The sequence below is a fragment of the Micromonospora sp. IBHARD004 genome, assembly GCF_052814115.1.
In genome coordinates this window covers 2,008,119-2,026,329 of the sequence record NZ_CP199934.1, presented here as the reverse complement: position 1 = coordinate 2,026,329, position 18,211 = coordinate 2,008,119, and the positions used below count along the sequence as shown (strand labels likewise).

15 protein-coding genes are annotated in these 18,211 nt (G+C 71.1%); 11 read left to right on the top strand and 4 right to left on the bottom strand.

Annotated elements, in window-relative coordinates; all coding sequences use genetic code 11:
• Positions 1-84 precede the first annotated feature (84 nt).
• Together ACTWO6_RS09990 and ACTWO6_RS09985 are read left to right on the top strand one after the other, a co-directional pair.
• Positions 85-2,127: a glycerophosphodiester phosphodiesterase family protein gene (locus ACTWO6_RS09990; RefSeq protein WP_446219360.1), complete on the top strand. Its 2,043-nt coding sequence runs from the start codon at positions 85-87 to the stop codon at positions 2,125-2,127.
• 174 nt (positions 2,128-2,301) lie between these two features.
• On the top strand, positions 2,302-2,679 hold the full coding sequence (locus ACTWO6_RS09985) for a hypothetical protein (protein WP_446219359.1): 378 nt from the start codon (positions 2,302-2,304) through the stop codon (positions 2,677-2,679).
• Positions 2,680-2,744: 65 nt separating this feature from the next.
• Here the strand turns inward: ACTWO6_RS09985 and ACTWO6_RS09980 are convergent, their stop codons facing one another.
• The 3 genes from ACTWO6_RS09980 to ACTWO6_RS09970 all read right to left on the bottom strand — a co-directional run bounded on the left by ACTWO6_RS09980 (position 2,745) and on the right by ACTWO6_RS09970 (position 6,673).
• A complete protein-coding gene (locus ACTWO6_RS09980) occupies positions 2,745-3,692 on the bottom strand; it encodes a sporulation protein (protein WP_446219358.1) in 948 nt (315 codons plus the stop codon).
• Positions 3,693-3,788: 96 nt separating this feature from the next.
• Positions 3,789-4,565 (bottom strand): DeoR/GlpR family DNA-binding transcription regulator, encoded by a 777-nt coding sequence (locus ACTWO6_RS09975; protein ID WP_446219357.1) that lies wholly within the window; start codon positions 4,563-4,565, stop codon positions 3,789-3,791.
• A 38-nt stretch (positions 4,566-4,603) separates the two neighbouring features.
• Positions 4,604-6,673, bottom strand: a complete 2,070-nt coding sequence (locus ACTWO6_RS09970; protein WP_446219356.1) for a beta-galactosidase — start codon at positions 6,671-6,673, stop codon at positions 4,604-4,606.
• A gap of 279 nt (positions 6,674-6,952) precedes the next feature.
• Between ACTWO6_RS09970 and ACTWO6_RS09965 the strand changes: the two genes are divergently transcribed.
• The 6 genes from ACTWO6_RS09965 (at position 6,953) to ACTWO6_RS09940 (ending at position 14,143) form a co-directional block, all read left to right on the top strand.
• On the top strand, positions 6,953-8,284 hold the full coding sequence (locus ACTWO6_RS09965) for an ABC transporter substrate-binding protein (RefSeq protein ID WP_446219355.1): 1,332 nt from the start codon (positions 6,953-6,955) through the stop codon (positions 8,282-8,284).
• 21 nt (positions 8,285-8,305) lie between these two features.
• Positions 8,306-9,262: a carbohydrate ABC transporter permease gene (locus tag ACTWO6_RS09960; RefSeq protein ID WP_446219354.1), complete on the top strand. Its 957-nt coding sequence runs from the start codon at positions 8,306-8,308 to the stop codon at positions 9,260-9,262.
• Complete coding sequence (locus ACTWO6_RS09955) at positions 9,259-10,170, top strand: carbohydrate ABC transporter permease (RefSeq protein WP_446219353.1); 912 nt, start codon at positions 9,259-9,261, stop codon at positions 10,168-10,170. Before ACTWO6_RS09960 ends, ACTWO6_RS09955 begins: the two co-directional genes overlap by 4 nt.
• Positions 10,167-12,371 carry an alpha-galactosidase gene (locus tag ACTWO6_RS09950; RefSeq protein ID WP_446219352.1) on the top strand — a complete coding sequence of 735 codons (2,205 nt, stop codon included), beginning with the start codon at positions 10,167-10,169 and terminating at the stop codon, positions 12,369-12,371. Before ACTWO6_RS09955 ends, ACTWO6_RS09950 begins: the two co-directional genes overlap by 4 nt.
• A 113-nt stretch (positions 12,372-12,484) precedes the next feature.
• Positions 12,485-12,877, top strand: a complete 393-nt coding sequence (locus ACTWO6_RS09945; RefSeq protein WP_446220611.1) for a YciI family protein — start codon at positions 12,485-12,487, stop codon at positions 12,875-12,877.
• Between the two features lie 66 nt (positions 12,878-12,943).
• On the top strand, positions 12,944-14,143 hold the full coding sequence (locus tag ACTWO6_RS09940; protein WP_446219351.1) for an RNA polymerase sigma factor: 1,200 nt from the start codon (positions 12,944-12,946) through the stop codon (positions 14,141-14,143).
• Between the two features lie 151 nt (positions 14,144-14,294).
• Here the strand turns inward: ACTWO6_RS09940 and ACTWO6_RS09935 are convergent, their stop codons facing one another.
• Positions 14,295-14,837, bottom strand: a complete 543-nt coding sequence (locus ACTWO6_RS09935) for a 2'-5' RNA ligase family protein (RefSeq protein WP_446219350.1) — start codon at positions 14,835-14,837, stop codon at positions 14,295-14,297.
• 394 nt (positions 14,838-15,231) lie between these two features.
• Between ACTWO6_RS09935 and ACTWO6_RS09930 the strand changes: the two genes are divergently transcribed.
• The 3 genes from ACTWO6_RS09930 to ACTWO6_RS09920 all read left to right on the top strand — a co-directional run bounded on the left by ACTWO6_RS09930 (position 15,232) and on the right by ACTWO6_RS09920 (position 18,199).
• A complete protein-coding gene (locus ACTWO6_RS09930; protein WP_446219349.1) occupies positions 15,232-16,059 on the top strand; it encodes a hypothetical protein in 828 nt (275 codons plus the stop codon).
• A gap of 256 nt (positions 16,060-16,315) precedes the next feature.
• On the top strand, positions 16,316-17,665 hold the full coding sequence (locus tag ACTWO6_RS09925) for a hypothetical protein (RefSeq protein WP_446219348.1): 1,350 nt from the start codon (positions 16,316-16,318) through the stop codon (positions 17,663-17,665).
• Positions 17,666-18,025: 360 nt separating this feature from the next.
• Positions 18,026-18,199: a hypothetical protein gene (locus ACTWO6_RS09920; protein ID WP_446219347.1), complete on the top strand. Its 174-nt coding sequence runs from the start codon at positions 18,026-18,028 to the stop codon at positions 18,197-18,199.
• The last annotated feature ends 12 nt before the right edge of the window (positions 18,200-18,211 follow it).

The window sequence follows — 18,211 nt, the reverse complement described above, 5'->3', positions numbered from 1 at the left end:
CCGCCGCTCGCCCGCCCGCCGTCCCGACTGCCCATGCTGACCGGCGGGTTGGCGGGAACCGCCCGCCCCCGAAGGGAAGACAGCGTGCGAGCCGTACGCCGTACCGCCATCGCCGCCCTCGTGGCGGCGGCCGTGACCACCGGCCTCCCGGCCCCCGCCCAGGCGACCCCTCCGCCGGGCCGGACCTTCGACCTGCAGGCCCACCGCGGTGGCCTCGGACTACGGGTGGAGAGCACCCTCGCCTCGTTCGGCAACGCCCTCCAGCTCGGGGTGAGCACCCTCGAACTGGACGTCCAGATCACCGAGGACGGACAGGCCGTGGTCACCCACGACCGGAAGGTCAGCGGCGCCAAGTGCGTCGACACCGCCCCGGTGACCCCGGGTGACCCGGAGTTCCCGTACGTCGGGAAGTACGTCAACACGCTCACCCTGGCCCAGGTGCGCACCCTGGACTGCGGATCGAAGACGCTGCCCGACAAGCCCGGTCAGCTCGCCGTGCCCGGGGCCCGGATGCCGCTGCTGCGGGAGGTCTTCGCGCTGGTCAAGCGCTACCGCGCGGACGACGTGAAGCTCAACGTGGAGACCAAGGTGGAGGCCGGCGCGCCGACCGAGACCGCGCCGCGCGAACAGTTCGTGCAGGTCACCGCGCGGGAGATCCGCGACTCCGGGCTGTTGAAGCAGGTGACCGTCCAGAGCTTCGACTGGGGCTCGCTGATCCGGATGCACCAGGTCGAGCCGCGGCTGCCCCTGGTGGCGCTGACCAACTACGACTTCCTCCAGGTCGGCCGGCCCGGCGCCTCGCCGTGGCTCGGCGGCCTGGACATCGACGACTTCGACGGGGACCCGATCGCGGCGATCCGCAGCTTCGGCGCGTCCGCGTTCTCCCCGGTGCACGGCTTCCCACAGGACGGCAAGGTGACCGACGCCGGCTACCGGCCGTACGTGACGAAGGAGATGGTGGCGCACGCGCACCGCAACGGGATCAAGGTAATCCCGTGGACGGTGGACGACGTGCCGACCATGGCGAAGCTGATCGACGACGGCGTGGACGGCGTCATCACCGACTACCCGGACCGGCTGCGCGGGCTGCTCACCCAGCGCGGCTACGGGCTCCCCCGGGCGTACGCGTCGCCGTTCGACATCCAGGCCCACCGGGGCGGCCGGTCCACCCGGCCGGAGAACACCCTGCCCGCGTTCGCGAACGCGCTGGAGAACCCGGCCATCTCGACGCTGGAACTCGACACCGGGGTGACCGCCGACGGGCACCTGGTGGTGCTGCACGACCGGGCGGTCAACGGATCGCACTGCGTCGACACCGCCCCAGCGCGGCCCGGTGACCCGAAGTACCCGTACGTGGGCAAGCTGGTCCACGAGCTGACCCTGGCCCAGCTCAAGACCGTCGACTGCGGGTCCAAGACGCTGCCGGAGTTCCCCGCCCAGGTGGCCGCGCCGGGCGCCCGGATCCCCACCCTCGACGAGGTCTTCGCGCTGGTGCAGGCGAGCGGGCGGGACGACGTCCGGATGAACATCGAGACGAAGATCAGCCCGCTGGTGGCGGACACCGAGCCGTACCCGAGCTTCACCCGCAAGCTGGTCGACGCGATCGAGCGGGCGGGCTTCACCCGGCGCGCCACCATCCAGTCCTTCGACTGGCGCACCATCCGGTACGCCCACCGGCTGAACCCGCGCATCGACACCGTCGCCCTGGTCTGGCAGTACGGCCCCGCCGAGTGCGCCAGCCTCGCCGACGAGTGCTCGCTGCGCGCGGTCTACGACGACCCGTCGGTCAAGAGCCCGTGGACCGGCGGCCTGGACTGGTGGCAGCACCGGGACCTGGGTGAGCTGGTCCGGCGGTCGGGCGCGACCACGGTGTCGGCTAACTGGCAGGTGCACGACCCGGCGCAGGGCACGGTGGCCTCGGCCGACTGGTACCTGCGGCAGAACCCGGCATACTTCCACGGACCGGACGTCCGCACCCTCCAGGGTCGGTACGGGCTGGCCGTGGTGCCGTACACCGTCGACGACGCGGCGGTGATGCAGCGGGTCATCGACCTCGGCGTGGACGGGATCATCACGGACGACCCGGACCTGCTGATCTCCGTCGCGATCCGCAACGGCCTGCGCTGAGCCGACCGCGACGGCCCCGGGGAGGCGGCATCCGGCCACCGGCCGGCGTTACCTCTCCGGGGCCCCCGGGTAGACGCAGGCTGCCCCCGCCATGAACGCAAACCGCGCCGTGGCAGACACGCGGTAGCGGGGCGAGGGAGTGCAGGGAACGACTCATCGCATCCAGGAGGAAAGATGAGCACGCAGGCTGCATCCACCAGGCCGATGAATCGGCCGCAGGAGGCGCCCAACCGGGCGGCCGCGCAGGAAGCACCCACCCGCCAGATGCCGATGATGATCCAGGACGGACAGCGGCTTCCGGTGCAGGCGCCCGGAACGGAGACCAAGCCGTCGCTGCGGACCACCGAGTTCTGGGTGTACGTGGCGGCCGTGATCGCCGTGCTGGCCGCCTCGCAGCTGGCCGGCAAGAACTCGGTCGGCGTCGACATCTTCCGCGCCAACCAGGCCTGGTTCTTCATCACCCTGCTGACCCTCGGCTACCTGGGTAGCCGCGGTCTGGCCAAGGCCGGAAGCAACTGGCGCAGCGCCGAAGAGCGCAAGGCTCGGCACTGAGGGAGCGACACCTGAGAGCGACGGTGGCCCCGGGAGTCTTTCCCGGGGCCACCGTCGTGTGTCCGCTACTCGAAGTCACCGCCGAAGTCGCCGAAGTCGCCCTCGAAGGCGTCCCCGATCAGCTCACCGGCGACGAGGCCGCCGGCCACGCCCAGCGCGGTGCCCGCCACCACGCCACCCATCCCGTGCCCCCGGCCGTGGCCGTGCGGGGCGCGGAAGCCGTGGGCGCGCAGGTTGCCGTAGCGGGAGGTGATCTCGCGCAGCCAGCCGTCGACCACCTGGACCCAGTCGGTCCGGTCGGCGTCGGCGTGCGGGACGGCGTACCGGCCGACGACGTCGTGGCCGGCGCTGAGGAAGCCGCCGCGCTTGTCGCACTCCAGGATCACCTCGACGCCCCGCTGGCTGGTCACGAAGGTCAGCTCGACCTCGGTGACCGTCCGGGCGTACTGCGGCGCGGCGAAGAACTCGATCTCCTGGTAGAACGGCAGCGTCTGCTGCACGCCACGGATGTGGCCGCGTTCCAGGTCGGCGTGCTTGAAGCGGAAGCCGAGGGCCTGGAAGGCGTCGAGGATCCGCTCGTGGATCGGCAGCGGGTGCACCGCCAGGTGGTCCAGGTCGCTCTTGTCCACCGCGCGGGCCACCGCGAGCTCGGTGCGCAGCCCCATCGTCATGCCGTGCAGGCGCTGGCCGTACACGTCGGTGACCGGGGTCTCCCACGGCACCGGCAGCTGAAACGGGATGGCGAGCTGCTGCTTCGGGGCCAGCTCCAGCGGCCCGCTCACCGCCATCCGGTGGAACTCCATGATGCCGGCGTACTCGGAGTCGCCGCCCTCGATCTCGACCCGGGTGACCAGGCCGACGGTGATCTGCTCGATGCTGGCCGGCGCGTCCCCGCCGACGAGGTTCACGTGCCCGTCGAGGGTGAGCCCGGGTCGGGTGTTCGGGTTGGCCAGCACGGTGTCGACGCTGGGGCCGCCCACGCCGAACGCGCTCAACATCTTCTTGAAGACCATCGGTCACTCCCGCGGGACGGCGCTCCACCATGGAACGTCGGAGGCATTGCTCACGGAACCCTAACGCGACGTGCTGTGAAGTGCCTGTGAACGCGCTCAGTCCGCCTCGACGACGATCAGCTCGCCGACCTGCTCGCCGATCTGGCGGCGCCCCTCCGGCGGCAGCTTCCCGTCGCTGATCAGCACGTCGGCGTCCTCCAGCGGGGCGATGGTGGCGATGCCGATCGTCTCCCACTTGGTGTGGTCGGCGAGCACCACCAGCCGCCGGGCGGAGCCGATCAGCCGCCGGTTGACCGCCGCCTCCAGCAGGTTGGGGGTGGTGAACCCGGTCCGCGGGCTCATCCCGTGCACGCCGAGGAAGAGCAGGTCGACGTTGAGGGCGGCGATCGCCGCCTCGGCCACCGGCCCGGTCAGCGCGTCCGACGGGGTACGGATGCCGCCGGTCAGCACGACGGTCTGGTCCGCGCGCGGGTTCTGGTAGAGCGCGTCGGCGACGGGGATCGAGTTGGTCACCACGGTCAGCCCGCGGACGTCGGCGAGCCGGGCCGCGAGGGCGGCGGTGGTGGTGCCGGCGGAGAGGGCGACTGCCATGCCCGGCTCGACCATCGCGGCGGCCCGTTCGGCGATGGCCCGCTTCTCGGCCTGCTGGCGGATCGACTTCGCGGCGAAGCCGGGTTCCTCGGCGGACCCCGGACCGGCCAGGGTCGCCCCGCCGTGGACCTTGTCGACCAGCCCCCGCTCGGCGAGCACCTCCAGGTCCCGCCGGATCGTCATGTCCGACACCCCGAAGCGGCTGACCAGGTGGCTGACCCGCACGCCGCCGCGCTGCCGGATCAGCTCCAGGATGGCGCTCTGCCGTTGCTGGGCGAGCATGGGACCTCCTTCGGGCGCACGGGGAACGGTAGACGGGCTCAAGCCGGCTCGGCGGCCCGGTCCACCGGCGTCTCCGCCGGGACGCCGGCCGTGGACCCGGCGGCGACCGGCCGGTCGATGGCGGCCTCCTCGCGGACCACGGCCACCTCCCCGGCCGGTACGACCAGGTCGCCGTCGCAGCGGGCGGCGCCGAGCAGCTCGGTCCCGGTGACGGGCAGCCGGGCGTCGGCGTCGGTGTGATTGATGACGAAGAGCCAGCTCCGGTCGGCGGCGCGGCGGCGGACCACCTCGACGCCGGCCGGGGCGGCCACCGCTGGGCGGGCGCCGGACTCGGCGAGCAGCCGGGCCACGAGACGGTCGGTGGCCGCCTCGTCGAGCCGGGTGCCGACGTACCAGGCGGCGCCGGCGCCGACGGGGTGCCGGGTCAGCGCGGCCACACCGGGCAGCGGCCCGTCGGCGTAGGACGCGAGCACCTCCGCCCCCTCCGGCTGGAGCCACTCGGTCCACACGTCGGCGGTGGCGCCGTCGTCGAGGCGGACCCGCTCCCCCGCGCGGAGCGGGAAGAACTCCTCGGTGCGGATGCCGAGCAGTGCCCGGAACGCGCCGGGGTAGCCGCCGAGCCGGATGTGGTCGTGCTCGTCGACGATGCCGCTGAAGTAGGTGACCAGCGCGGTCCCGCCCGCCTCGACGTACCGGCGCAGCGCCTCGGCGTCGGCGTCGCGGACCAGGTACAGGGTGGGGACCAGGACCAGCCGGTAGCCGGAGAGGTCGGTGGACGGGTGCACCACGTCGGCGGTGACCCCGGCCCGCCAGAGCGCGCCGTGCAGGGCGGCGAGCCGGTCGGCGTACGTGACGTCGACGCTGGGGTGGGAGTCGAGCTCCGCGCCCCACCAGGCCTCGTAGTCGAACAGGATCGCCACGTCGGCGTCGACGCGGCTGCCGCGTACCTCGGCGAGGGCCTTGAGGTCGGCGCCGAGCCGGCAGACCTCGCGGTACACCTTGGTCTCCGGGCCGGCGTGCGGGACCAGCGCGGAGTGGAACTTCTCGGCGCCGGCCCGGGAGGCCCGCCACTGGAAGTAGAGCACCGCGTCGGCGCCGCGCGCCACGTGCGCGAGGCTGTTGCGGCGCAGCTGGCCGGGGGTCTTGGCGACGTTGCGCGGCTGCCAGTTGACCGCGCTGGTGGAGTGCTCCATCAGCAGCCACGGGTCACCGCCGGCGACGCCGCGGGTGTGGTCGGCGGCGAGCGCCAGGTTGACCTGCGGCTGCGGGTCGGCGGCGGTGAGGTAGTGGTCGTTGGCGACCACGTCCACGTCGGACGCCCAGGAGTGGTAGTCCAGGTACTTGATGCCGGTGCCGATCATGAAGTTCGTGGTGACCGGCTGCGGGGCCAGCCGGGTGAGCAGCTCCCGCTCGGCGCGGAGCTGGGCCCGCTGCTCGTCGGAGGAGAAGCGCAGGAAGTCCAGCTGCTGGGTGGGGTTGGCGAAGGTCGGCGCGGTCCGCGGCGGGTTGATCTCGGCCCAGTCGTGGTAGCGCTGGCTCCAGAAGGCGGTGCCCCAGGCGGCGTTGAGCGCGGCCAGGTCGCCGTACCGGTCACGCAGCCAGCGGCGGAACGCCTCGGCGCTGACGTCGCAGTAGCAGTGCACGTTGTGGCAGCCCAGCTCGTTGGAGACGTGCCACATCACCACGGCAGGGTGCTCGGCGTACCGGCCGGCGACGGCCTCGACCAGGGCGAGCGACCGCTCGCGGAAGACCGGCGAGCTGGGGCAGTACGCCTGCCGGCCGCCGGGCCAGAGGATCGCGCCGTCGGCGCGGCGGGGCAGCGTCTCCGGGTGCCGGTGGGCCAGCCACGGCGGCGGGCTGGCGGTGGCGGTAGCGAGGTCGACGTTGATCCCGCCGCCGTGCAGGACGTCGAGGGCGCGGTCGAGCCAACCGAAGTCGAACTCGCCGGGAGCGGGCTCCAGCAGGGCCCAGGAGAAGATGCCGACCGAGACCAGGTTGACCCCGGCCCGGCGCATCAGCGCGACGTCCTCGACCCAGGTCTGCTCGGGCCACTGCTCCGGGTTGTAGTCGGCCCCGTACCAGATCCCGTCGCCGTGCCAGCTCCGCATGAGAGCAGAGCGTGCACCTCGATGCCACCCAAGTCAACACTTTCCAACATCGACAGAGATTCCAACGTTTACCTTCTCTCGGCCGTGTCACGACTGGGTTATCAGTGCCCGTCGACCCTCTTGACAGCGCCGAACCAAGGGGTAGCTTGACGAGCCACCGGCTGTTTGTGTTCGGACATGTGGATTCACGGTGGATCTAATACTGCCGGCGCGAACACCGATCCCCGCTACCCGTCACGGCCCTTGGGCGCAGCGCACCTCTTCCACGCAGGAGGAACAATGTCCCGTCCCCGATCGCAAGCCGAGTACCTCGCCCGACTCGTACCCCCGTCCGTCGCCGGCCTGAACCGCCGCTCGCTGCTCGCCGGCGCGGCCGGCACCGGTGCGCTGCTCGGCACGGGACTGCTCGCCGGTTGCGGCGGCTCCGACTCCGGCTCCGGCGCGGACTCGAAGACGGTCTCGCTCGGCTCGAACCAGTCGGACCCGAAGCCGAAGGACGTCATCGCCAAGGTGATGGCGGGTTTCCAGACCGCGTCCGGGATCCAGCCGGCGATCAACACCGTCGACCACAACACGTTCCAGGAGAACATCAACAACTACCTGCAGGGCAAGCCGGACGACGTGTTCATGTGGTTCGCCGGCTACCGGATGCGGTTCTTCGCCGCCAAGGGGCTGGCCGGTGACGTCAGCGACGTCTGGGGCAAGCTCTCCGGCTACTCGGACGCGTTCAAGAAGGCGTCCACCGGCGACGACGGCAAGCAGTACTTCGTCCCGGCGTCGTACTACCCGTGGGCGGTCTTCTACCGCAAGTCGGTCTGGCAGCAGCACGGTTACCAGGTGCCGAAGACCCTCGACGAGCTGAACACCCTCGGCGCCCAGATGAAGAAGGACGGCCTCGCGCCGATCGCCTTCGCCGACAAGGACGGCTGGCCGGCGATGGGCACCTTCGACATCCTCAACCTGCGGATCAACGGCTACCAGTTCCACGTGGATCTGATGGCCGGCAAGGAGGCGTGGACCTCCGACAAGGTGAAGAAGGTCTTCGACACCTGGGCCGGGCTGCTGCCGATCCACCAGCCGGACGCCCTCGGCCGGACCTGGCAGGAAGCCGCCCAGTCGTTGCAGCAGAAGAAGAGCGGCATGTACCTGCTCGGCCTCTTCGTCGCCCAGCAGTTCAGCAACGACGAGCAGGACGACCTGGACTTCTTCACCTTCCCCGAGATCGACCCGGCGATCGGGGCGAAGGCCCTGGACGCGCCGATCGACGGCTACATGATGGCCCGCAAGCCGAAGTCCGAGGCCAACGCGAAGAAGCTGCTGGAGTACGTCGGCTCGAAGGACGCCGCGAACATCACGGTGAAGAACGACCCCAGCACCCTGGTCGCCAACAGCGGCGCGGACACCAGCGGCTACACCGCGCTGCAGAAGAAGGCCGCCGAACTGGTCGGCTCGGCCACCGAGATCGCCCAGTTCCTCGACCGGGACACCCGGCCGGACTTCGCCTCGACAGTGATCATCCCGGCGTTGCAGCAGTTCATCAAGAACCCGAAGGACATCAGCGGGCTGCTCACCAGCATCGAGAACCAGAAGAAGTCGATCTTCACCAGCTGACGGCGAGAGGGGGAGGACATCGTGTCCGACCTGCCCCTGATCCAAGCGGATCGCGCCGTGCCGCCGCCGGCCACGACCACCTCCACGGGTGGTCGTGGCCGCCGGCTACGGCTCCTGTCCCGCACCGACCGCGTGGTGATCACGCTGATGGTGCTCGTACCCCTGCTGCTCGTCACCGCTCTGGTCTGGCTGCCCGCCCTGGCCACCGTGCTGCTCTCGGGCACCGACTGGGACGGCATCGGCCCGATCGGCGAGATCGACTGGGTCGGTCTGAAGAACTACGACGACGTGGTGAACATCTACCCGCCGTTCGTGCCAGCGGTGCAGAACAACCTGCTCTGGCTGGCCGCGCTCTTCGTGGTGGCGACGCCGTTCGGCATGTTCCTCGCCGTGCTGCTGGACAAGGAGCTGCGCGGCAGCCGGTTCTACCAGACCGCCCTCTACCTGCCGGTGGTGCTCTCGCTGGCGCTGATCGGCTTCGTCTGGCAGCTCATCTACTCCCGCGACGAGGGCCTGCTCAACGCAGTGCTGGGCACCGCCACGGACTGGTACGGCGACCCGAACGTCAACATCTGGGCGGTGCTCTTCGCCGCCGGCTGGCGGCACGTCGGCTACATCATGCTGCTCTACCTGGCCGGCCTGAAGGGCGTCGACCCGTCGCTGCGGGAGGCCGCCGCCGTGGACGGCTCCTCGGAGGCGAGCACCTTCTTCCGGGTGGTCTTCCCGGTGATGCGGCCGATCAACATCATCGTGCTGGTGGTGACGGTGATCGAGTCGCTGCGCGCGTTCGACCTGGTCTGGGTCATCAACAAGGGTCGCAACGGACTGGAGCTGATCTCCGCGCTGGTCACCTCCAACGTGGTCGGCGAGGCCAGCCGGATCGGCTTCGGCTCCGCGCTGGCGACCATCATGCTGGTGGTCTCCCTGGTCTTCATTGCCCTCTACCTGACCACCGTGATGCGGGAGGACCGGCGATGAGCACCGCGACCCTGACCCGTGAGCCGGCGGCCGCCGCCCCGACCGGTCGCCGCCGGCCGCTGCGGCCCGCCCGGGTCGTCCTGCACGTCTTCCTGGGCGCGGTGGCCGTCGGCTGGCTCTTCCCGATCCTCTGGGCGGTGCTGACCTCGCTGCGGTCGTACCAGTACACCGCCAGCCACGGGTACGTCTCGCTCGGCGGCTGGACCCTGGACAACTACGTCACCGCCTGGAAGACCGCGGAGTTCGGCAAGCACTTCCTCAACTCGGTCTACATCACGGTGCCGGCGGTGCTGCTCACGCTCTTCCTCGCCTCCTGCGTGGCGTTCGTGATCGCCCGGTTCAGCTGGAAACTCAACATCGTCCTGCTCGGGCTCTTCACCGCGGCGAACCTGCTGCCGCAGCAGGCCCTGCTGATCCCGCTGTTCCGGCTCTTCACCCAGGTGCCGCTGCCGGAGTTCATGAGCGACTCCGAGCTTCTCTACGACAGCTACTGGGGGCTGATTCTGGTCAACGTCGCCTTCCAGTGCGGCTTCTGCGTCTTCGTGCTGAGCAACTACATGAAGGCCCTGCCGCACGAGCTGTACGAGGCGGCGATGGTCGACGGGGCGAGCGTCTGGCGGCAGTACTGGCAGGTGACCATGCCGCTCTGCCGGCCGGCCCTGGCCGCGCTGGCCACCCTGGAGGTGACCTGGATCTACAACGAGTTCTTCTGGGCCACCGTGCTCATGCGCACCGGCGACAAGTTCCCGGTGACCAGCTCGCTGAACAACCTGCGCGGCGAGTTCTTCACCGACAACAACCTGGTCTCGGCCGGCTCGGTGCTGGTCGCCATCCCCACCCTGGTGATCTTCTTCCTGTTGCAGAAGCAGTTCGTCCGGGGCCTCACCCTGGGAGCCAGCAAGGGATGACCATCGTCCACCTGCGCCGCGCGCGGACCAGCCTGGTGCTCGACGCGCGCGGCCCGGGGCTGCCCCGGATCGTGCACTGGGGCGCCGACCTCGGCCCGCTGCCCGCCGACGACCTGGCGGCCCTGGTCGACGCCACCATCCCACCGGTGGTGCCGAGCAGCTTCGACGCGCCCACCGTGCTCTCCCTGCTGCCCGAGGCGAGCGCCGGCTGGAGCGGGCGGCCGGGTCTCGCCGGCCACCGGAACGGGCGGGACTGGTCGACCGCCTTCCGGCTCGACGTGTCCGACGTCGGCTCCGACCCGGGTCGCGTGGCGCCGGGCGAGGGCGCGGTGGTCGTATCCGAGGAGGACGGTGCGCACGACGGGCCCGGCGCGGCGCGGGTGACCGTGCGGGCGGCAGACGCGGGCGCGGCGCTGTCGCTGACCATCGAGATCGCGCTCGACGCGCACGGCCTGCTGACGGTCCGGCACCGGCTGCGCAACGACGGCGACGCCCCCTACGAAGTGCGGGAGCTGACCCCGGTGCTGCCGGTGCCGGCGGTCGCCACCGAGCTGCTCGACCTGACCGGCCGCTGGTGCCGGGAACGCGCGCCGCAGCGGCACCCGTGGCCGATGGGCGCCTGGGTGCGGGAGGGCCGGCACGGGCGGACCGGGCACGACGCGACGCTGCTGCTGGTCGCCGGCACGGCCGGCTTCGGCTTCGGCCACGGCGAGGTCTGGGCGGTGCACACCGCGTGGAGCGGCGACCACGTCACCGTCGCCGAACGCCGCCCCACCGGCGAGTCCACCCTGGCCGGTGGCGAGCTGCTCGCCCCCGGCGAGATCATGCTCGCCCCGGGCGAGGAGTACGCCACTCCCCTGCTCTACGCCGTCCACTCGGCCACCGGGCTGGACGGGCTCAGCGACGTGCTGCACACCCACCTGCGCGCCCGCCCCGCACACCCACGCACCCCCCGGCCGGTCACCCTCAACGTCTGGGAGGCGGTCTACTTCGACCACGACCTGGACCGGCTGACCAGCCTCGCCGACCGGGCCGCCGAGGTGGGCGTGGAACGCTTCGTCCTCGACGACGGCTGGTTCCGGGGCCGCCGGCACGACCGGGCCGGCCTCGGCGACTGGTGGGTCGACGACGACGTCTGGCCGGACGGCCTGCAACCGCTCATCGACCACGTCCGCAAGCACGGGATGCAGTTCGGGCTCTGGGTCGAGCCGGAGATGGTCAACCCCGACTCCGACCTGTTCCGCGCCCACCCGGACTGGCTGCTCCGGGCGCCCGGGCGGCTGCCGCCCGAGTGGCGCCACCAGCAGGTGCTCGACCTGGCCCACCCGGAGGCGTACGAGCACCTGCTCGGGCGGCTGGACGCGGTGCTGAGCGAGCATCAGGGCATCGCGTACTTGAAGTGGGACCACAACCGGGACCTCACCGAGGCCGGGCACCAGGGCCGACCCGGGGTGCACGCGCAGACCGTCGCCGTCTACCGGCTGCTGGACGAGCTGCGCGCCCGGCACCCGAGCGTGGAGATCGAGAGCTGCTCCTCCGGCGGGGCCCGGGTCGACCTGGAAATCCTGCGCCGCACCGACCGGGTCTGGGCCAGCGACTGCAACGACGCCCTGGAGCGACTGTCGATCCAGCGCTGGACCGGGCTGCTGCTCCCGCCCGAGCTGGTCGGCACCCACATCGGACCGGACCGCTCACACACCACCCACCGGGTGCACGACCTGAGCTTCCGCGCGGCCACCGCGCTCTTCGGCCACCACGGCATCGAGTGGGACATCAGCGTCGTCTCCGCGTCGGAGCGGGCCGAGCTGGCCGCCTGGGTCGCGCTGCACAAGCGACTCCGCCCGCTGCTGCACGCCGGCCGGGTGGTCCGGGTCGACCACCCGGACCCGGCCGTCCAGGCGCACGGCGTGGTCGCCCACGACGGCTCCCAGGCGGTGTACGCGGTCTCCCGGCTGACCACCTCCGCCGCGCAGATCCCCGGGGCGGTCCGGCTGCCCGGGCTGGACCCGGCCCGGCGGTACGCGGTCCGGCCCGCGGCTGGAGTGCCGCAGCTGGCGGTACTCCAGCTGAGCGAGCCGGGCTGGCTGGGCGGCGGCGGCGGGGTGACGTTGAGCGGGGCGGTGCTGGGCGCGGTCGGGCTCCAGATGCCGGCCCTGCACCCCGAGCAGGCCCTCCTGCTGGAGGTCACCGCCGTCGACTGAAAATTTCCCGATTTTCTTACCCGCCGATGTCGAGAACCGGGGCGGCAGCTTCTACCCGAGGGTGAGAGCACCGAGAATCGGTGCAGGGACGTGAGGAGCGAACCGTGAAGTACATGCTGCTGATGCAGTTCAGCGCCGCCGGGACCGACTTTCCGTCGATCGAGACCTGGACGCCGGAGGAGATTCAGGCGCACATCGGTTTCATGACCGAGACCAACGGCAAGCTCGCCGCGGACGGAGAATTCGTCGACGGGCAGGGCCTGGCGGGGCCGCAGCAGGCGCGGATCGTCCGGGCGGGCGCGGGCGGCGCGCCGGTGGTGACCGAAGGGCCCTTCGCGGAGACCAAGGAGTTCCTCGCCGGCTGGTGGATCGTCGACTGCGAGACCCCGGAGCGGGCGGTCGAGATCGCCGCGCACATCTCCACCGCACCCGGTCCGGGAGGTCGGCCGCTCAACATGCCGATCGAGGTACACCCGATCATGTCGACGCCACCGCAGGAGATGTGACGCCTGGACGCCCCGGAGCGAATCGTCGAGGACCTACTGCGCGACCTGGCGCCGCAGGTCCTCGGCGTGCTCTCCCGCCGATTCGGTGACTTCGCCACCGCCGAGGACGCGGTGCAGGAGGCGCTGCTCGCCGCGGCGACGCAGTGGCCGGTCGACGGGCTGCCGGACAATCCACGCGGCTGGCTCGTCCAGGTCGGGTACCGCCGGATGATCGAGCTGGTCCGCGCCGAGGCGGCCCGTCGCGACCGGGAGGACCGCGCCGCCCGGCGGGAGGGCGACGACCGGCGGACCGCGCCGGCGGCCGACGAGGCACTGACCACCGAGCGGGACGACACCCTGGTCCTGCTCTTCCTCTGCTGTCATCCGACGCTCTCGACGGCGTCGGCGATCGCGCTGACCCTGCGGGCGGTGGGCGGGCTCAGCACCGCCGAGATCGCCCGCGCCTTCCTCGTCCCCGAGGCCACCATGGCGCAGCGCGTCAGCCGTGCCAAGCAGCGCATCCGCGCCTCGGGGTTGCCCTTCCGGCTGCCGGACGAGGCGGAGCGGCAGGACCGGCTCGCGGCGGTGCTGCACGTGCTCTACCTGATCTTCACGGAGGGGCACACCGCCAGCGTCGGCGCGGACCTGCGCCGGGTGGACCTGTCCGAGGAGGCGATCCGGCTGACCCGGGCGATGCACGCGCTGCTGCCCGACGACAGCGAGGTGGCCGGGCTGCTCGCGCTGATGCTGCTGACCGACGCCCGGGCCGCGGCCCGGACCGGCCCGTCCGGCGAGCTGATCTCCCTCGCCGACCAGGACCGCGGCCGGTGGAACGCCGAGGCGATCGCCGAGGGCACCGCGCTGGTCACCCGGGCGATGGCGCACGGACCGGTCGGGCCGTACCAGCTCCAGGCCGCCATCGCCGCGCTGCACGACGAGGCGCCCACCGCCGCGGCGACCGACTGGCCGCAGATCCTCGCCCTCTACCAGGTGCTCGAGCGCCTCTCCGGCAACCCGGTGGTCTCGCTCAACCGGGCGGTCGCGACCGCGATGGTGCACGGCCCGGCCGCCGGGCTGACCGCCCTCGCCGCGCTGGATGCCGACGCCCGGTTGGCCGGGCACCACCGCCTCGACGCGGCCCGGGCGCACCTGTACGAGATGGCCGGCGACCGGGAGCGGGCGGTCGCGCACTACCGGGCCGCGGCCGGCGGCACGACCAGCCTGCCCGAGCAGCGCTACCTGACGATGCGGGCCGCCCGGCTGGCGACCCTCGGCGCCCCGTCCTGACCCGGGTGTCGGCCCTGACCACAGATTTCGGTGAGCAGCGCCCGTGACCTGCGGCTGAAATCTCTCCGGAGGGCTGCTCGCTGGACCTTCTCCCACTCAACAGACGCACCCTCATCGGCACGACCGCGCGACCAGCGGCAAGAGAGGGCGTTCAACTCCTGTCCGGCTCAGCCAACGGAAACGTGGTCTGTCTGGTCCAAGTGCCGCTGTCATCGGCCTGAGCCATGAGCGTCATCTTCCGGGCACGTCCCAGGATGGGCAGATGCTGTTCGAGGGCCCGTTCTGCAGCTTGCATGTCCTCCGAGTCGCAGCCATGAGCCACTGTCAGGTGAGGCACGACGTCGTCAAACTGCCCCTCGAAGGGCGGGAAATCCGGGAAGGCTGTGTGCACGAGCTCTGTGAGGATCCGGAAGGGCTGGGGATCCTCCGGCGCGAGCCACAGAACCTCGTCGCCGAACCATGCGGTGCGGGTCAGTCGAAAGTCGAACGCCGCGGTGCCGGCGAAGATCCGCCGAAGCTCAGCTACGACCACCAGGTCGATCTGAGCTGGAGGCACGAACGGGAACAGCACGGTGACGTGGGCGGGGACCCCTAGCCGGGCGCTGGCGTCGAGCACGTCACGGTGGCGTCCCACTGCCGCTTCCGCCTCGGGAACCTCGAGTATCAGGCCACTTTGACGGAGTACCGCACCCATGGCCCGAGCCTAGATCTCGGCGTCGACCGGGGACGCACTGGACTCGGGATGCACGCGCGGACAGCGGCACGTCCGGATGTAGGGGCAGGCTCGCCCGACCGGGCCCAGTGTCCTTGATCTGCTGGGCTACCTCGCCGTCCACTCGGCGGCGCATCCCTGACCGACACCATGAAGGCGATCTGTCCGGCTCCCCACTGCGGCGCCTGATAGTGGCTGTCCGGCTGGGTTGGACAGCAGTTGTTCGATCGGATATTCGACACTCTGCGATCTATGGATGCAGCACACCGATTCGGGGCAGCACGCTTGTTCGCGTGTGTCTATTGTCACATGCGCCTGCACCGCGCAGGCCATAGCGGGCACCCGGAAAGCGCCCGCACGCACGAAAGGGGATCCCGTGCGAATCAGGAAATCCACCCGGCTGACCGCGGCGATGCTGCTCGCCGCCGGCATGGTCCTGTTTGGGGCAAGTCCGGCGCAGGCCGCCGCGCCGGAAAACGACACGTTCGGCGGCGCGATCGCAATCGGCTCGGTGCCATTCGCCACGACGGCTGACACGAGCGGGGCGACCACCGACGCGGACGACGCCAACGCGAACGCGGACTGTGGCGCACCGGCAACCGACGCCAGCGTGTGGTACTCGACGACGCCGGCGGCCGACGGCGCCCTTGTCGTGGACGTCTCCAAGTCGTCCTACGCGGCCGGGGTCCTCGTCGTGACCGGCACGCCGGGGGCGTTCGAGATCGCCGCATGTGGACCGGGCACCGTCGCCTTCCCGACCACCGCAGGCACTACCTACCATCTCCTGGTCATCGATGACCAGAGCGACGGCAGTGGCAACGGGGGAACGCTGGTCATGACAGTCGACGTGGCCCCGCCGCCGCCCACTATCGACGTCACGGTCGACCCCACGGCGGGCTTCAACTCGCGCACCGGCGCCGCCTCGGTGCACGGCACGATCAACTGCAGCGGCGTCGTCGAGTTCGCGTTTCTCGACGTCGAGCTGCACCAGCAAGTCGGGCGCGGCGAGGTGGTCGGCTCCGGCGGGATGGACGTGACCTGTGACGGCTCGGACCATCCTTGGTCGGTCGATGTCTACCCGTTCTTCGGGAGCAAGTTCACCGGCGGCAAGGGCGCGTCGGTGACATTCGCCGTCGCCTGCGGCCCGATCGAGTGCAGCATTGATTACGAGGAGCACAGAGTGCAGCTCAGCCGCCGCGGCTGACGGAGAAGGGGTTGACCATTTCGCGTCGCCTTTAACGCGAGGCCGAAGAGAGGTTGGGCTGCCCGAAGCTGGGCAGCCCAAGCTCTTGCGCTGGCCCCAATCCGCTCCTCATCACAGACCCCGGCCGCGTCTGCTAGGCATAACCAGCGGCTACTTATCAACTGGCGGTACGACCGCAGCCCGGCCATGAGCGGATCTCTCGCGCCGGCGATGGCCGGGTAGCCTCGCCCGGCGTCCCCGTGGCAGCATCATCGGCGTGCCGCATCCCGATGAACCGGCGCTCGTCGCGTACGTCGCCGACAACCCTTCCGGTACCGCGCTCGCCGTGTACGACGCGACCGACCCGGCTGCGGCCCGTGCCGCGCTGGAGGCTGCGGCGGCGGAGATCTACGAGATCCGCCACCCGGACGAGCCGGAGATGAGTCTGCCGAACTGGTGCGCGGTGCTCGACGACGACGGCGTACCCGTCCTGCACCTAGACATGAAGGACGAGATCCGGTACGCGGCTCTGGTCGTCCGGATCGTCCTCGACGAGTTGGCCAGCGCGGGGGTCGACGGGCGCCTGGAACCCAAGCGGCAGCCGGAGGCTCCGTTCGAGTACGACCCGAACGCCGACCTGTACACCGACATGCAGCCGCTGACCGAACTGGACGGACGAGTGTTGCCACCCGGCTTCCCCGACGGTTTCCCGGTGCCGGAGGAGGCCACCCTCGTCCTCGCCGAGCGCTCCCGGGATGGCACCGCTGAGCACGCGGCGTGGCGCCGGTCGACCGGACCATTCACCGGGTATCTCGAGCGGCTGCGCGCGTACGGCTGCACGTTCGGTGCGGTCCCACGGCTACTCACCGTCGGGAACGTCATGAGCGGCACGGTCCGGTACACGCTGTGGCGGGACGGGGCCGGGGGCAGCGTCACGCTGTACCAGTCCTGGCCACGGTCGACCCGCTCGCCGCTGTATTGGTACGTCAGCGTGGTCTGGCAGCCGCACGCCGGGCCGCCGGCCGTCGCCGTGGACGCGGATGAGGCGCCGGACATCCGGCCGGTCCCGTCCGGGCCGGCCGCCGCCCGCGAGGTGGCCGAGTTCCTGCTACCTCCCGAGCTCGTTCCTGGCTACGAGGCGGTGGCCGCCTTCGCCACCGCCGCCCACGCGCTGGAGCAGCTGGTCAGCGCCCGGCCAGACCCGGTCGACCGGCGCCCGAACCCGGTCGTGCTCGCAACCCGCTTCGCGCCGGTACTCGGTCGACTCGACGCCGGGCAGCTGACCATTGTCCGGCACACCTGCTTGACGATGGTCGCGAACCTCCTGGCCTCCGCGCGGCGCCCCCGGCCAGCCGGCCTGACCCTGGTCCCCGACGAGGACGGCCACCTCTACGCCGCAGATCTCCGTGAACACATGCGGGGTGCGGTGGAAACAGAACTCGTACCCGTCTTCGAAACCGGGCTGACGCTCGTCAAGGGCGGGCCGATGGTGGCCGAGCCGCTCTCCGGCATCCAGAGCAGCGCGGTACGGGCCCCGGCGGACCGGTACGCCTGGCTGTTCGCTGGCCTCGAGCCGGAGCAGCTGGCCGCGGCACGGGACGCCTGCTGGCGGATCTTCGAGGACTGACACCCGTCCGGTCCCAGGCGACGCGAGGATGGTCACCAGCGCGGCGGCGAATGAGGCTGGCTGCCGGACCGGTATTCGCAGCGCGCAGCCTGGACTCGAGTTCCATGGCGCCCCTGGTAGGCGTCAACTGGAGCGAACGGTCCGGCACCGGGGTATGACCTTGAGCCTGCGCAGGTCCTGGTTCGACTCAACGAGCGACGATGCTCTTGGCGCGACTCACGGCAGATGAGTGTGGCACAAGGGCCGGGGTGAGGACGGTAGCACTGCGCTGCGCCGAGTATGAACGACACCAGCCCGAGGTGCCTGCTGCTGGCCTCTGGTGGCTCATCAGTAGCGCGCCTAGCTCTCTAGACTGCGCCGGTGATCACCGCACCCGGCGATGTCCTTCTCGAACCATTGTCCAACCGCGAACTGCGGCTTCTCGGCGAGGCCGGGATCGCCCTGTTCGCTGGACGGCTCATCCTGGACGCGCAGCCGCCGATCGATGAGGCGACACTCGCGGCGGTGGCGGAGCGCTGCGCCGGGGCTTCCTGATCCGCTCGTCGC

What these genes read in the sequence shown, in the direction of transcription:
- ACTWO6_RS09985 (WP_446219359.1), top strand. Translation starts at nt 2,302, where the DNA reads ATGAGCACGCAGGCTGCATCCACCAGGCCGATGAATCGGCCGCAGGAG.
- ACTWO6_RS09980 (WP_446219358.1), bottom strand. Translation starts at nt 3,692, where the DNA reads ATGGTCTTCAAGAAGATGTTGAGCGCGTTCGGCGTGGGCGGCCCCAGC.
- ACTWO6_RS09975 (WP_446219357.1), bottom strand. Translation starts at nt 4,565, where the DNA reads ATGCTCGCCCAGCAACGGCAGAGCGCCATCCTGGAGCTGATCCGGCAG.
- ACTWO6_RS09970 (WP_446219356.1), bottom strand. Translation starts at nt 6,673, where the DNA reads ATGCGGAGCTGGCACGGCGACGGGATCTGGTACGGGGCCGACTACAAC.
- ACTWO6_RS09965 (WP_446219355.1), top strand. Translation starts at nt 6,953, where the DNA reads ATGTCCCGTCCCCGATCGCAAGCCGAGTACCTCGCCCGACTCGTACCC.
- ACTWO6_RS09955 (WP_446219353.1), top strand. Translation starts at nt 9,259, where the DNA reads ATGAGCACCGCGACCCTGACCCGTGAGCCGGCGGCCGCCGCCCCGACC.
- ACTWO6_RS09950 (WP_446219352.1), top strand. Translation starts at nt 10,167, where the DNA reads ATGACCATCGTCCACCTGCGCCGCGCGCGGACCAGCCTGGTGCTCGAC.
- ACTWO6_RS09945 (WP_446220611.1), top strand. Translation starts at nt 12,485, where the DNA reads ATGCTGCTGATGCAGTTCAGCGCCGCCGGGACCGACTTTCCGTCGATC.
- ACTWO6_RS09935 (WP_446219350.1), bottom strand. Translation starts at nt 14,837, where the DNA reads ATGGGTGCGGTACTCCGTCAAAGTGGCCTGATACTCGAGGTTCCCGAG.